Genomic DNA, 14135 nt, shown 5'->3' with positions numbered 1-14135 from the left:
CCTGGCTAATGCCGCCTGAGGATTGCTTCAGACCATCCGCCAGTGCAGTAAGGCCGTTATTAAGACTAATATCAAGCTTTTCTGCCCCTGTAAAATAAGCCCAGCATTGCTGTTAAGGTCTGAAGCCCCTTTTACCAAATGCGAAACCTGATCACCAGATGCAGTTAAACTGCTTTTAAAAGTACTAAGTCCTTCACCTAGTAAACTGGCACCACCTATTACTTTTATTTGTCCGTCAGTAAGTTTTTTCAAACCTTCTGCAAGTTGTTTTGAACCTTCCGCTGCACTGCCGATGCCATTTGCTAATTCAGTGCTTCCATCAAAAAGTTTTACGGTACCTCCCTGTAATTTTGCTACTGATTCAGCAGCATTCTTTAAACCGCTTTCAAGGTGAGCCGACCCTTTAGATGCCTTTTCTACTCCTGCTGCCAATTCCTTGCTTCCGTCTAAAAGCTTCCCAGTACCTTCCTGGAGTTTTGCAGTTGAATCTGCTGCAGTCCTAATGCCACTTTCAAGCTGAGCTGAACCTTTAAATGCCTTTTCAGTGCCTGCCGCCAACTCCTTACTTCCATCCAAAAGCATCCCGGTGCCTTCCTGGAGCTTTGCTGTTGAGTCAGCAGCCTTCTTCAATCCTTCTTCAAGCTGTTTTGACCCGCTTACAGCCTTTCCAAGTCCATTAGCCAATTCCCAGCTTCCGTCTGCAAGCTTTTGTGTACCTGATTGAAGAGTTCCTGCTCCATCTCCTGCATCTTTTATAGAAACCTTAACATCACAAAGACTATCTACCAAAGATTTGGAGATTTCCTTCTGAATACTGGAACTCACCTCAGCCTTAATGCTTTCTGCAACCCTTGAAGTAACCTGGGATATAACAAAATTTTTGCCTTCATTGCCCTTATATATAATTTCAGGGTTATTGAAACTACCATCCTGTGCCTGAGCTATTTTTTGTGAGAAATCCTCCGGTATTTCTATTACTGCAAAATACTCTTTACCTTCCAAGCCCTTCACGGCACCTTCATGGTCTACGAACTTCCAGCCCACTTTTTTGTTGTTTTTGAGGCTGTTCTCCACCTCTTTCCCTAATGCATATTCTTTCCCATTCTTTGTAACTGATTTATCCAAATTTACAAATGCCACAGGCACCTTATCAAGCTTTCCGTATACATCCCAAACGCTGCTAAGATAAATAGCACAATAAATCATTGGAACCATCATAATACCAATAATCACAGCAACTAAAGCAATCATTATCAGCTTTCTATTTTTTCCTTCCTTAGTACTCATATCTGTTACCTCCTTGCTACCAGCACCTTATGTATATTAAAGATTACTCTACACAAAATAACGCTTGTATTTTATTCGACACGTGTATATTATAGAATTTGTGTAGTATAACTTCAATCGTTAATGTGGTATGGTTTCGCTGATTATTCAACACATAATCAACATGTGTCGATTATTTTTCAAGAATTGTTATAGCAAAAGTGATTATAGTAAAAATCATCGGGGAGGGTATGTTCATGACGGAACAAAATGTTGATAGACGCATACGTAGAACTAAAAAAATGCTTCTGCAGAGTTTAACAAAGCTTATGTCCGAAAAGAAGATCAACAATATTACAGTAAAGGAACTCACTGATTTGGCAGACGTCAACAGATCAACCTTTTACCTTTACTACAAAGACATATTTGACATGGTTGAACAGATTGAAACTGAAATGCTTACAGACTTTATTTCCACCGCAGAGAAGTTTTTTAAAGAACCTACCATCTATGATAATCTTATATCCTTTTTCACTTATCTATTTGAATTTGTGCAGCATAACGCTGAACTATGCAAGATATTGCTTGGTCCGGATGGTGATTATACTTTTATTCAAAAACTTAAACACACTATAAAACAATCGCTGCTCCCAGTTGATGATACCTTATCAAAACTTCATTATCAAAGACCCTATATGTTATCTGGCTGCATTGGGGTTATCCAGCAGTGGCTTGAAGATGATATGAAGGTTTCTCCAAAGGAGTTGGCCGTCATTGTAACAGAAATGATTCCCAAAAGAAACTAAATGAAATATTATAAATACTTTTAGTATAAAACTACTATAAAAGTTGATATCTAACCCAGTAAATAGTAATATTATAATAGACTGTAAATTTCTTATTGGGGCGGGTTAGTAATGCATACTAAAAAAATATTAAAAGTAAGACCTGGACACTTGGCTAATTTCTCAGGTGGGGCAGGTTATATGCCAATGGTTGTAATATTCTCAGTTTTTATTACTTTCATTAGTACTATAATATCAAACATAATAGTTTATAATGTATCTAAAAAAATTTCTCAAGGAAAAATCCATGATATTGAAAAGCAAAAGAAAGTTGAATTAAGCAGTATTTTATTATATACCAACTGGCATATTAGAATTTGTCTTGTTATAGCTCTTATTGAAGCAATTCCGCTTTTAATTTTTGGATATAGTGCAATTTATTCGCAAGACAAGGTTAGATATATTTTTCCTGCCATTATGCTATCGGTCGGCCCTGTTATTGGTTTCTTAATTTCTACATGGGTTTTAATAAAAATGATATTGACTCAAGGATTAAAAAAATTTCAAACAATTATATCAATAGGCATTTACATTGCCGTAACACTTTTACTCACAGCTATTGGATGGATACAATTATGAAGACAATTCGCAAAATGAGAAGAGAGCATTTTGGAGGCATAATATTTTCCGAGAACCCCGGATTTACTGCTTTTATCAATAATAAGTATGCGGATAAGCTGGGCATACCAAAATACGAGCATCCACTAAATAGCAACATACTTAGTTCTCCCATGGATGTTCATATGAGTCTTACAAACAAATGTAATCTGCTTTGTAAAGGGTGCTATGCAATTAATACACATTCACAAGAAAGTGAGATGGATTACAGCCTTGCTAAATCAATAATAGATAATCTTTCCAATCTAAATGTTTTTACCATATCACTAGGCGGCGGTGAACCGTTCCTTTACCCTAATCTTTTTAATTTAGCCAGATACATAAGAGAAAATAATATTGTACCAAATATAACTACGAATGGGTTGGAAATAACAAAAATTAATTCTAATCAGTGTAATGTTTTCGGAAATATACACTTAAGCATTCATTCAATAGATGAACTTACCAGGTTGGAAAAAACAATAAAAATACTTCAGCAAGAAAGCATTATTCCAGGTATTAATTTGTTAATAACCAACGAGATATATCATAATATCGAATATGTTTTTAGGTGGGCTTCAAAACTTAATCTTGTAAAAATATTATTTCTAAAATTTAAGATAACAAACAATAACGCAGAGTATAAAAACATGGAAATTACTTCTTTGAAGGAGAAAAACTTATATCCGATAATAGTAAGGCTTTCACAAAAATACAATATTATGCCCATGATTGATTGTTCTTTGTTCCCTTCAATATCTAAACATAAAGTAAGAAAAAAAGATTTGGAGTATTATGATATAAACGGGTGTAAAGGAGGAATCTACTACATTGCAATTGATGTCCACGGTAACTTTAAGCCATGTTCCTTCTGGAATGAGACTTTTGGCATAGCAACGTCACTGAATTATGACGAGTGGTTAAACAATAGTGCATTAAATGAATTCAGATCCGGAAAACAGAATTTAAAGTGTAGTCCATGTAAGCATATAGAGCTATGTAATAAAGGCTGCAGGCTATTTGCAACCCAAACCTGCCAAACACTTTAGATATTTAAGAATAGGTACATATAACAAAACCGCCTACCATTCCGGTAAGCGGTTTTTCATGGTGTGCCCAAGAGGATTCGAACCTCCGGCCTGCGGTTTAGGAAACGGAATAATGATTATTGTCAACTATATTTCATTGTATCAAACCGTTGATAAATAAACATTCCAGCATTCTAACTTATGATTACTATAAATAAAAATTGACTACTATTTTTGTTTTTAGTAGTCAATTAGTAGTCAATTATTTTATTAATATGTTATTAGTTTTTTTCATGCCATTCAAATATTCCTGCCTTCTTAAGAGCATCATATGCTTTAGAAATTAAATCATCTTTAAACTTATCGCCTTTTGCATTCTTTACCTTCGCTATTACATCATTTTTATTTGCAGGCTTGTTATAAAAATGCGAAAGTGTTGTCTGGAAAAAGTGAATAGTTGACAATAGCTCTAATCCAGTATGGTCAAAATCATGAAAAACATTAATTACACTATCAATATCTGCAGTAAATTTATCAATATCATCCTTATAAATATTAATTAATTTATCAATATTATTACCAGGCATATATTTTGATTTACATGACTTTATGTTGGTATTCTTGCAAGCAACGTTATCATCATTAACCACACTATCTGCGGTCATATCATCCATTCTATAATATAGGTTCTGACTATAAGGTCCATAGTGATACATATCAAAATCATAATCTAAAGGTATCCCCTTTGATTTAGCAAAATAACATAGCTTCTGTATTATAGTCCTTCCAAGTGGCACTTCTGAAACTTCGTTCCATTTTTTGACGATGTATGCAACTATAGCGTCATCAAGCTTATTGCATAACAATATTTCCATCTTTATCTTACCTCCCTTTCCACCTCTAAAGCTTTTATTCTCAACTCATCGATGGCTTCTTTGCTTATTTTTTCTGAAATAATATTAGAGTCGATATAAATACGAACCACATGGAATTTCTTCGGCATTTTCTTAATAATGTGCGATTCTTCTGTTAATAAGCATTCCCTGTCGTTCCTAATCACATAGAACTCTTCTCCCGCTTCATCTTCACCATCAACAAGAAATTTATGGATATTTCCTTCGCCATGGTCAATTAATAAATTATAGTCCTTTGAATATATATTGGATAATTGTTTATATATTCCTTCTGATTTTCTTCGGTCTCTTGCATCTGTGAACTCCGATGTCTCATAAATCATAGAATGATGCTTCCTGTTATATATCCTATAAGCAAAATTATGAAAAGGATTACTCTCTTCTTCCGCAACTCTTCTAAAATCCGCTATTAAATCTACATCATCATATTTAGTCACATCAATAAAATTATCACTTATTTTACCTTTCCATGATTCCATATAACCTTTTAAATAATTGTCGTAAATACGTCGCGTTCTGTGGCAGTAAACCTGAGTAAACATATAGTATCTAGCTAATATTAAAGCTTCTAAAGCATGAATGCCATCATGCTTGATAGCCAAATCAAGTCCCCCGTTTATTCCTTCAATAACAGATAAACTCTCTATTAGTCTTTTATGGTCAAAGTATCCATAATCTACGCCGCAATGATGAGAATCTCTAAGCAAATAATCCATTCGATCCGCATCAATATTACCAGATATGATGTCCTTTAAGAGTTTTAATTCCGGTAAAACAACCTGTTTTTGAATTAATTGAACAACTAAATTCGTTATATCTTTAAAGTAAAGTTTCTCTAACTTTTCCTGTAAATATTCAATTATACTAATACTTATATCCTCATGCTTCTTGCCTTTCGGTATAATGGCTTCTCCTCCGTGAGAAAAAGGAAGATGTCCCACATCATGTAATAATGAGGCGAGTCTTAAAACTTGCCTTGCCGTTTTTTTGTCAAGTCCAATAACTTTAAGCGATTTTTCAATCATCTCACCAGATCTTGTTTTAATACAAAGTCTATCAAACATTCTTGATGACATCTCCATTACCCCTAAAGAATGCTCGAATCTTGTATGCACAGCACCAGGGTATACGTAATTCGTTAGTGCAAGCTGCTTTATATATCTCAATCTTTGAAATTCGGGCCAATTTATTACCTCTTTTTCTATATCGGTAAAATATATAAAACCATGAACAGAATCACGTACTTTATTTACCACCAATTAACACCCCTTAATAAATAATGTGCAGCTTAGTAGTTTTGTATTTTATAGCAATTCATTTTTATTATAGTTAATAGGTTAGAAGTTTACAATATTATTTTGAGTATCCGTATAATTTATTCTGTTTCTTTACAATCATTAAAAGCATTAAAAGTTTTGGATCGATAAAAATAAAATAATAATATATAAATTTACCTATTGATATGCCATAATAATATACATGGCTCTGTCATTTTGCTACTAGCCGATAATTTTTAATTCATAATATCATTCACCTTTAATTTTATATCTTCTCTTCTTAATTTTGCTTCTCTTAATTTTGCTCCTCTTAATTTTGCTCCTCTTAAATCTACTCCTCTTAAATCTACTTCTCTTAAATCTACTCCTCTTAAATCTACTCCTCTTAAATCTACTCCGCTTAAATCTGCTCCGCTTAAATCTGCTCCTCTTAAATCTGTTCCACTTAAATCTGCTCCTCTTAAAACTACTCCTCTTAAAACTGCTCCTCTTAAAACTGCTCCTCTTAAATCTGCTTCTAACAATATTGATTCACGTAAATTTGCTTGTTGTAAATTTGCATCTCTCAAATTTGCTTTGAATAAATCTGCTTTGTGTAAATTTGCATCTCTCAAATTTGCACCTTCTAAATCTGCTTCTCTTAAATTTGCCATGATTAAGCAAGCATTATATAGACTTGCTCCTTTTAAATTGCTATAACTTAGATTTGCTGCGTAAAAATCCCTTAAGTCTAAACACATCATTTTTATATTGAGATTATTAAGGTGTCTTAACAAAGGTATAATGGCACCTCTTCTTTGGCCCTGTAATCTAGATATCCAATCTCCAAATGTGTATTCATCTTCCCATTTAATTTCAGATATTTTACTTGTCGATGCAGATATTAGGCCTAATATTATAAAAAGACTTTTTTCTGCGTTCTGTGCATGTTTACTTTTTTGAAAATAAGTATTTATAGGCGTCTCATCCATAGGCAACCCATTTTTTATAGTATAATTAATCAGAATTACAATACTATTTTGTAATTCTTCAAAATTGTATAACTTCCGATTCAAAGCAATACATATCTCATTTTTAATAAACTTAATCAAATCTTCATCAATTTCTTTTGCTCCAAATAATTTTACCCATTTAATAAGACACTCTTTTTCGTCCCATCCACCATCATCGTAATCTCTATATCTTTGTTTGAGATTCTTATCAAATTGATAAATATATGTTAGAATTCTTCTTGCTGTTAAATATTCGCCAAAACTTTTGTGTGTAAATTCAAAAGTTTCATCACCATCAGATGTATTTCCATATTTTCTGAAATAAAAAGACGTCAGAAGTGAAATGACTCCTTTTTCTGCTTCAGATTTAAATTCATTAAATATATTATTTATCTTACAAGAATCAACTCTATCTTTAATCTCTTTTACTGAGGCAGTACGCCCATTTCCATGCCATGAAGCTATTGCTATCTCTTCTAAAACCCTAAAAAAATTCTTCTGCTCCATATCCCTTATCGAAGTATGTAATCTGCCATCTTCATATTCCCTTAAGTATACTGCTTCCAGTAAATCATTATAAATCTCATTTAAATTTGGGTTTTCTGAAAAATCAATTTTTCCTCTTTCATAACTTAATGCAATAAGATAGTTTAACAAAGGTTGAGTAGTTATTTCGTCAAGCTCATCACTACTCAACAATTCTGGAAGTCCTTTATAATCTTTCCCTTTTACTTTGCCATATTTACTCCACCAATCATGTCTCTGATCACAACTAAGTAATCCATTATTGTCTATAAACTTATCATCATTATTTTTTATTCTCTTGGTATTTTCCTTTTCTTCGACTTGTATATAGTATGGTAAAATGTTTAATATCTGTCCCCTACTCCTAAATTTATGTTCGTTCTTTTGAATAATTACATCACGCCCACTTACCATAACTTGGATATTCTTCTGAATTGCATTTTTTGATCCAACTTTATAAATAATTTCATCAATAAATTGATTAGCAAGTTCAGCTAGAGCTTTACCTTGCATAGCCAATTCATCTAATCCATCAAAAATTATTAGTAGCTTTTCACCCATATCTAAAGGATTTTGATTTAAAAATTCATTATCTTTTATATATACTTTTAGTGCATCCTCTAAGTCATCCCTCATTTTAAATTGATGTAACGGTATGAAAAGAATTTTCATGTCATTTCTTTCACTTAATTTAGCTGCAAAAATTTTCAAAAATGATGACTTACCATAACCTGGACCTCCACTTATTATTCTTATTGAATCATTTTTATCCTGGGAGTTGATCCACTCTTCTAATGCTTTCTCCAAATCTACAACTACTTTATGATAGTTTACCTGATAATTTTCGTCGTAATACTCTTCTATTTTATTGTCTACTTCTACCTTATAGTAAGCTCTCAGAGGGACATATACTTGTTTTAAGCTAAAGCTCTCTGAAAACATCGGCTCATCAATATGTTTTTGCATCCATGAATAATACATTATCCATCCTTTTTCCTTTTTACCTGCCTCATCAAATGGGGATATCTTATTCACTTCTTCTTCAAGAGATTTGTAATAATCTGACCTTGAGTTCCATTCTTCAATCAAGCCAAAAACAAAATATGAAGGAAACCTGTTACATAAATTTTCTGCTGTTATATCATTCTCAAATTTAAACAACGAAAAAAAATCACGAATAATTGGTTTTATTGCATTAATTAGATTGCTATTTTTGGGATTCTCAAAAAAATTGTAGTTTATAAAGGATTCTTCATTTTCTAATACCGTATTTATTTGTTCTTCCAATTCATCAGTAACTATATTTTCTTCCAATACTGAACTTTTGTTTTCTATTATTAGCATTATTGTTGATCTTATTATAGCACCACTAATCAATACCCAACCTTTTTCACTATTAGAATCTTTAAATCCAATTTCAGAGATTATTCCCATTATATCTTCAGGCAATTTATCATATCTATGACAACCTAAATTCATTATAAATTTAGCGATTTCTTTAAATAATTTAGGTTGTAACTTTACAGGCTTTGTCCAAACTGAATTTGGTCTTTCAAGCTTAATTTCCATAAAATCCTCCTAAGAAACAGCTATATTTACATATAACTTTAGCATATATAGGTATTATAGGCAAATATTTATTGGCTCCCAATGAAGTTTATGATAGGGCTAAAAACAAATAAATAATGACCTATTGCATTTATTACCAAGATAAAAAGATTGTAGAGAACAGCCACCTGACTATTTTATTTCTTCTGTTAAAATTCTGAATTTATCTAATTTTGGGAAAAAAATTTGCGTGTGCTTAGGCTGCGGTTTTGAACATTAAAAGCTATAGGGATTTACCCTCCCCCCTGAGGTTTATGTATTGTTAACCTTGGAATTAGCATTGCTAACCAAGTCAATTTGCTTTTTATTTAAATATTTTAAACTTTCATTGAGGCTTTCTATACTTTGTAAATAGCCAATAATTATAAATCCAAACCCTAATATTACAAATAATACTGCAAGCACAAAAAATCCAGTGGCATAATTGCTATTAATTATATAATTATAAGCGTCTCCACCAACATAAGCATTATTTCTTAATGAGTTACTTATAGAGCCCGTAGAATCTATGGATGATGATAAGTTTGTATAGTTTGTTATCTTATCGTAGCCTAAATAAATCATAAATGCACTAACACCAAACATTATAGTTCCAAGTACTATAAAAAATTTTTTCATCTCATTCACGCCCTATCTATTATTTTAGCTTCAGTTACATTATATAACATATTTTATAGAACTTCATCAAATATATGAACAAGATAACTATAGGTACCCCCCATAACGAATTACTGGCAGGTGATTTAAAACACCGAGGATGCAGCTTCAAAGAAAACGTAGGGCATTCCCATAGGGGGGTGTGGTATCAAATTGACGAAATACTTACAAAAAGAGCTCTATGGAAAATGACCAAGCAGGTTATTTACGCATTCCAAGGCATAAAAAGTTTAATCCCCCCTTTCTAAAAATTTTTGTAGAGATGGAAAAGGTCGCCACCTCCGGTCATTGTGTGGTAATTATTATAAATTTTAAGGTGAGGGCTGATAAATATAATAAAAATAGGCAGCCCATTTTTATAATGCTTGCCTATTTAAAGAATTAAAGCTTAAAATTTATATATTAGAAGTACCGTTATGGGATTAAACTGTTTCCACTTGATCAAAAAATAATTCGTCCAGAGTAACGGATGCTTCTCCAAGCTTATGAAAATATATTACAATTTTACTTGCCTCATTCACGTTAAATACCGGTATTGTCCCAGATTGCATTTTTTCTTTATTCAGAATTTTAATTGTCTGCCGATAACTCTTTCCAACTATTTGTGAGATATCTGATATTGTCATTCCGTACTTTGCCATAAGCTGTTTAAGGTTAGAGTAATGTACAACAGTTCTCATTTATCTACCTCCTGTGCATATATTTTGTTATTGAAACCTATTTTCTGTTATCGCCAACATTTGATAAAATTATACTTATGAACTTTAACAATAGAAAACAATAGGAGCCACAATTTCTCTGGCCCCCATTGTATTTGTTATGAAATTATTATATAGGTTTACTTTGTATCCAAGCCTCTATCTCTGTAACTTTGATAAGGTAATCTCGGCAGTTTGGTTTATAAGCTTTTAACTCCTTATTGTGTATTGCTGAGTAAATAAGATTTCGTCCAATATTGTAAACGTTAGCAGCTTCTCTTACCTTTAGAAAAGGTTTTGTTATTTCGAAGTCCTTTTGATTCTGATATCGGGGTTTCACAGAGGGTGTATCTTTCATAGGTAGTCGCGGTTTAATAATATCTGAAGGAGTGCAATTTAAAGCTCTGCATATAGATTCAATTTGATCTAGACGTAATTGACTTTTACCTATCAAGGCTGAATCCAATTCAAATAGCGGTATCTTCGCATCTATTGATAGCTGCTGTATTGCTCTTTCATAAATAATTCTTAAAATCCTATCCCTATAATTTAGGGTTTTTGATTCAACATTGGCTTGATACATACTTACACCTCCATGTTACTGTTTTTCAGCTTACCAAGTTCTTTCTCAAGACTTTTTCTATTCAGTGCATCAATTATTTCTTGTTCTGTTGCAGGTTTTCCGTTTAGCAGTAAGTGTATTTTAAACTTCTCCCTTTTTCTAGATCTAGTCATATTCCAAAATTCCTTTCATTTAATTTACAATAAACAATTTGTTATTAGCCTTACTGCATCTGAAAAGCCTTGGTTATAACCTGCCTCTTGACACTCAACTTCTAAGCAGGTATTAATATCCGAAAGCTCACTGGCTATTTCTTTATCAATCTTCGAAAAGTACTTATGTAGCTTTTGTTTTGCTTCTTTATAGTCTGCATTATTCTTCAATATTCTATCAATATTAGCATAGATTTCTTCAAAATTTCGTGTTGTCATGTCAAGTGCATTAGTGTCTTTCTGACTCATTCCAAGTAGAAATTTAAATTTTGGCCCATCATTAAAACCTTGTAAATAGCAAAATTCACTTTCTTTTGATAATAAAACTGTTTCGTTCTCCTCATAAGCACTTGCTAAAGACTTTGGTATTTGACTGGAAATTTGTGCAAACAACTCAATGCTCTGATTATTTATTTTTATATATTCTGGATCTTGAAGTAAATGGGATTGTATATCATTGATTCGACAGTTTAAAAATTCATTAAAATGAGCCTCAAGGCCTGAATTTCCATTAAATTTGATCATAGATATTCTCCTCTCAAGTTATAAAATAGTTATACGTTTTTTCTTGAAAGAAGTTGGAAACTACTTTATAATATAATAAGATTCCACTCTTTCAAGGGTGGTTATTGATAGCTCCTGAATGCTTTGGTCGGCGGCAGGGGCTATAAATTATTTTTGTCCTTCCATTAGCCATTGCTTTACAGCTTCCTTCTCAATTCTCCAATCCTTATTAATCTTAAATGCCTTTAACTTTCCAGCTTTTATAGCTCTCTTTATTGTTTGATCACTTACTTGTAAAAACTCTGCCAGTTGTTTTGGTGTACATATCTCTGGCAAGCTATCAATACCCATCTAAAACCCTCCTTCCATATATAATTATATCAAACTATATCAATACATGTCAATCATTATTATCTATCTTTACTTCTATGGATATTTTTAATCAACTGATATAATAAACATAAAAATTTATAATATCGCTCGGTCCTCTCTATATAAGTGAGATTTTGGGATTGCTATACATATCCCAAATAAAGCAATATACTTCCTTTGGGAGAATTTAAGATGCTATTTAATATTTGCCAACATTGCAGGATTTTTATATATAAATGTTGAAATAGTATATAAAAATACGGTTGTAGGGGTGATTAGTTTTGTTAGAAGCATTAACTTATGAAAATATGATACGAGATTTAAAAGCTAGATATGAAGAACAAAGGAAGGCTATTGGTATATTATTTGCCAGACCAACAAGTAAGTTTGTAAAAGATGAAATATTAAGTTCTATAGAGTATTATCATCACCGTTCAGGAAGCTTTGTTGATTTCTTCCTCCCAGGATATGGGGCTTATTGGTATGGTGCATATGAAGATGAGAAAGTAGTTTGTACAATCAATGATGTAAAATGGTCATTTAGTAATAAAATGTTTTGCAATTTCATCGAACATATTGAGAATATATCTAATTGGAAATATAGCGGAGAAGCTGAATTACTTATTATAGAGTATAATATAGATAGACTAGATTTTTCAGAAGCAATGCTTTTATGTATTGATCAGGCTCTAAGGGATAAAGCTATAGTGTCCTCATCAAATCTATTTGAAAGTGTTTTCCATATATTCAGAAATACTGCTTCCACTCATAAAGCAAGTGATATGCTAGCTTTAAGTTCCTTAAAAGATTGTTTAACTGATAGAATCAAAGAAGCATTGCCATTTAAATTTGGGGAAACATATGATAAGACAAAACATTTCTGTACACAGAATCTAAGCAAATAGCATTTTTACACATTAATTATATAAAGTATCCTTAGTTCAAAGTTGCTTTATATTTTGGGTATAATAATTAGATACTATGCCTACTTTTCAGGACAGAAGCACACCTCTATGGCATTACGCCTTTTCGTATAAACTGGTTTTTACCTACCTTACAAGCTATTAATAAAAGAGCCTTTCGGCTCTCTATAGGGTAAAAATCTATTTTTATCAGGGGGGTGCCCTGTTATTTATATCATATACCCTTTACGTTAAGGAATTATGAATATAGTGTTAAATTCTATTACAGAACTTTTACACTTTCAAAGCATATCCCTGGACCTGGTGCAGCTTCTCCAATAAAATAGTACTTAGAGGAATATTTCTACACCTCAACCTCTTTTCAACTAAATGCTCAGCTATTCGCTTTTGCCCCCAGGGAGATCTTCTTAATTTGTATAATGCATTTTTATAAGATGTATGTACGTTTTGGCCTGTATTTCCAAAAACTTTTCCAATGCTTCGAAAATCCCATTGAATATTATCATTCCACCCAAACCTTAGCTTCAATATTTCTCTTTCCTTAAGCGAAAGTCTTTCATTCATAATCTTTTCAAGTTCCCGGCGAAGATCTTGCCTCTCGATATAGCTCCATAAATTATTTAATGCTTCCGGATCCTCTAAGCAATCTTCAAGTGTTATATCTTCTCCAATTTCTTCATATAAGCTAGTTTCATTAGTTTTAGGTGTTTCTTGCTCCAAGTACCTTTGAATAGCCTGTTGAATCCAATAACCTGCCCATGTACTAAACTTTGCACTGTTTGGCATATCTGCTTTATAAGTTTGAACAGCTCTGTATAATCCGGTCCACCCTTGCTGTATTAAATCATTATGGTCGATGTAATTACAATGAACACTATACCTGGATGCGATATGTCGAATTAACCCCATATTATTTTCCGAGATTATTTCTAATGCTTTATAATCTCCGTTTTGATACTTCATTACCAGTTCTTCGTTTGTAAATTTACATTCCATGATATCCACTCCATTCCAATAAGTTACTATCTTTTTTAGTTAAAAGATGCTATTATAGAAGTGGAATTAAGTGATTTTTTAAGTACCTGGCAGGGTACTTTTTATTTGCTTTTTTATATCAGGTAACAGCACCTATAACCCCCATGGCCTGGGGGAGGG

The 14135-nt window shown here is 32.4% G+C and carries 15 protein-coding genes; 4 read left to right on the top strand and 11 right to left on the bottom strand.

The genetic code is table 11. The features are described 5' to 3' along the window. Positions 1 to 27 precede the first annotated feature (27 nt). Complete coding sequence (locus tag Bccel_RS26585; RefSeq protein WP_050753909.1) at positions 28 to 1287, bottom strand: YhgE/Pip domain-containing protein; 1260 nt, start codon at positions 1285 to 1287, stop codon at positions 28 to 30. A 236-nt stretch (positions 1288 to 1523) separates the two neighbouring features. Here Bccel_RS26585 and Bccel_RS26580 point away from each other — a divergent pair, with 236 nt between their 5' ends. The 3 genes from Bccel_RS26580 to Bccel_RS26570 all read left to right on the top strand — a co-directional run bounded on the left by Bccel_RS26580 (position 1524) and on the right by Bccel_RS26570 (position 3757). Beyond that, a complete protein-coding gene (locus Bccel_RS26580; RefSeq protein ID WP_036944908.1) occupies positions 1524 to 2072 on the top strand; it encodes a TetR/AcrR family transcriptional regulator in 549 nt (182 codons plus the stop codon). A gap of 111 nt (positions 2073 to 2183) precedes the next feature. After that, positions 2184 to 2690, top strand: coding sequence for a hypothetical protein (locus tag Bccel_RS30540; protein WP_036944907.1), 507 nt, complete (start codon positions 2184 to 2186; stop codon positions 2688 to 2690). Beyond that, a complete protein-coding gene (locus Bccel_RS26570; RefSeq protein ID WP_036944906.1) occupies positions 2687 to 3757 on the top strand; it encodes a radical SAM/SPASM domain-containing protein in 1071 nt (356 codons plus the stop codon). Before Bccel_RS30540 ends, Bccel_RS26570 begins: the two co-directional genes overlap by 4 nt. 260 nt (positions 3758 to 4017) lie before the next feature. On the opposite strand, the gene Bccel_RS26565 is transcribed toward Bccel_RS26570, so the two are convergent. From Bccel_RS26565 to Bccel_RS26525, 9 genes are all read right to left on the bottom strand, one after another. Then, entirely contained in the window at positions 4018 to 4611 is a 594-nt protein-coding gene (locus tag Bccel_RS26565) for a hypothetical protein (RefSeq protein WP_036944905.1), read from the bottom strand. Positions 4612 to 4613: 2 nt separating this feature from the next. After that, positions 4614 to 5906, bottom strand: a complete 1293-nt coding sequence (locus Bccel_RS26560; RefSeq protein ID WP_051983565.1) for an HD domain-containing protein — start codon at positions 5904 to 5906, stop codon at positions 4614 to 4616. 257 nt (positions 5907 to 6163) lie between these two features. Further along, a complete protein-coding gene (locus Bccel_RS31865) occupies positions 6164 to 9013 on the bottom strand; it encodes a pentapeptide repeat-containing protein (RefSeq protein ID WP_050753907.1) in 2850 nt (949 codons plus the stop codon). Between the two features lie 291 nt (positions 9014 to 9304). Then, positions 9305 to 9670 (bottom strand): hypothetical protein, encoded by a 366-nt coding sequence (locus Bccel_RS26550; RefSeq protein ID WP_050753906.1) that lies wholly within the window; start codon positions 9668 to 9670, stop codon positions 9305 to 9307. A gap of 461 nt (positions 9671 to 10131) precedes the next feature. After that, positions 10132 to 10389 (bottom strand): helix-turn-helix domain-containing protein, encoded by a 258-nt coding sequence (locus Bccel_RS26540; RefSeq protein ID WP_036944904.1) that lies wholly within the window; start codon positions 10387 to 10389, stop codon positions 10132 to 10134. 148 nt (positions 10390 to 10537) lie between these two features. Beyond that, a complete protein-coding gene (locus Bccel_RS26535) occupies positions 10538 to 10990 on the bottom strand; it encodes a helix-turn-helix domain-containing protein (RefSeq protein ID WP_036944902.1) in 453 nt (150 codons plus the stop codon). Between the two features lie 2 nt (positions 10991 to 10992). Further along, positions 10993 to 11142 carry a hypothetical protein gene (locus Bccel_RS30525; RefSeq protein WP_154673505.1) on the bottom strand — a complete coding sequence of 50 codons (150 nt, stop codon included), beginning with the start codon at positions 11140 to 11142 and terminating at the stop codon, positions 10993 to 10995. A 24-nt stretch (positions 11143 to 11166) separates the two neighbouring features. Beyond that, positions 11167 to 11706: a hypothetical protein gene (locus Bccel_RS26530; protein ID WP_036944901.1), complete on the bottom strand. Its 540-nt coding sequence runs from the start codon at positions 11704 to 11706 to the stop codon at positions 11167 to 11169. Between the two features lie 147 nt (positions 11707 to 11853). Further along, a complete protein-coding gene (locus Bccel_RS26525; protein WP_036944899.1) occupies positions 11854 to 12036 on the bottom strand; it encodes a helix-turn-helix domain-containing protein in 183 nt (60 codons plus the stop codon). Between the two features lie 302 nt (positions 12037 to 12338). On the opposite strand from Bccel_RS26525, the gene Bccel_RS26520 reads away from it, so the two are divergent. Further along, the gene (locus Bccel_RS26520) at positions 12339 to 12962 is read left to right on the top strand and encodes a hypothetical protein (protein ID WP_036944898.1); all 624 of its coding nucleotides are present in this window, start codon (positions 12339 to 12341) and stop codon (positions 12960 to 12962) included. 291 nt (positions 12963 to 13253) lie between these two features. Here Bccel_RS26520 and Bccel_RS26515 read toward each other — a convergent pair whose 3' ends face one another. Further along, positions 13254 to 13976, bottom strand: coding sequence for a sigma-70 family RNA polymerase sigma factor (locus tag Bccel_RS26515; protein WP_050753904.1), 723 nt, complete (start codon positions 13974 to 13976; stop codon positions 13254 to 13256). Positions 13977 to 14135 lie beyond the last annotated feature (159 nt).

This window comes from Pseudobacteroides cellulosolvens ATCC 35603 = DSM 2933 (assembly GCF_001262605.1).
Taxonomy (GTDB): domain Bacteria; phylum Bacillota; class Clostridia; order Acetivibrionales; family DSM-2933; genus Pseudobacteroides; species Pseudobacteroides cellulosolvens.
Note: the sequence above shows the minus strand (reverse complement) of the source record. Positions and strands in the feature narration are given on the sequence as shown.

What these genes read in the sequence shown, in the direction of transcription:
- Bccel_RS30525 (WP_154673505.1), bottom strand. Translation starts at nt 11,142, where the DNA reads ATGACTAGATCTAGAAAAAGGGAGAAGTTTAAAATACACTTACTGCTA.
- Bccel_RS26540 (WP_036944904.1), bottom strand. Translation starts at nt 10,389, where the DNA reads ATGAGAACTGTTGTACATTACTCTAACCTTAAACAGCTTATGGCAAAG.
- Bccel_RS26565 (WP_036944905.1), bottom strand. Translation starts at nt 4,611, where the DNA reads ATGGAAATATTGTTATGCAATAAGCTTGATGACGCTATAGTTGCATAC.
- Bccel_RS26515 (WP_050753904.1), bottom strand. Translation starts at nt 13,976, where the DNA reads ATGGAATGTAAATTTACAAACGAAGAACTGGTAATGAAGTATCAAAAC.
- Bccel_RS26535 (WP_036944902.1), bottom strand. Translation starts at nt 10,990, where the DNA reads ATGTATCAAGCCAATGTTGAATCAAAAACCCTAAATTATAGGGATAGG.
- Bccel_RS31865 (WP_050753907.1), bottom strand. Translation starts at nt 9,013, where the DNA reads ATGGAAATTAAGCTTGAAAGACCAAATTCAGTTTGGACAAAGCCTGTA.
- Bccel_RS26525 (WP_036944899.1), bottom strand. Translation starts at nt 12,036, where the DNA reads ATGGGTATTGATAGCTTGCCAGAGATATGTACACCAAAACAACTGGCA.
- Bccel_RS26585 (WP_050753909.1), bottom strand. Translation starts at nt 1,287, where the DNA reads ATGAGTACTAAGGAAGGAAAAAATAGAAAGCTGATAATGATTGCTTTA.
- Bccel_RS26570 (WP_036944906.1), top strand. Translation starts at nt 2,687, where the DNA reads ATGAAGACAATTCGCAAAATGAGAAGAGAGCATTTTGGAGGCATAATA.
- Bccel_RS26530 (WP_036944901.1), bottom strand. Translation starts at nt 11,706, where the DNA reads ATGATCAAATTTAATGGAAATTCAGGCCTTGAGGCTCATTTTAATGAA.
- Bccel_RS26550 (WP_050753906.1), bottom strand. Translation starts at nt 9,670, where the DNA reads ATGAAAAAATTTTTTATAGTACTTGGAACTATAATGTTTGGTGTTAGT.
- Bccel_RS30540 (WP_036944907.1), top strand. Translation starts at nt 2,184, where the DNA reads ATGCATACTAAAAAAATATTAAAAGTAAGACCTGGACACTTGGCTAAT.
- Bccel_RS26580 (WP_036944908.1), top strand. Translation starts at nt 1,524, where the DNA reads ATGACGGAACAAAATGTTGATAGACGCATACGTAGAACTAAAAAAATG.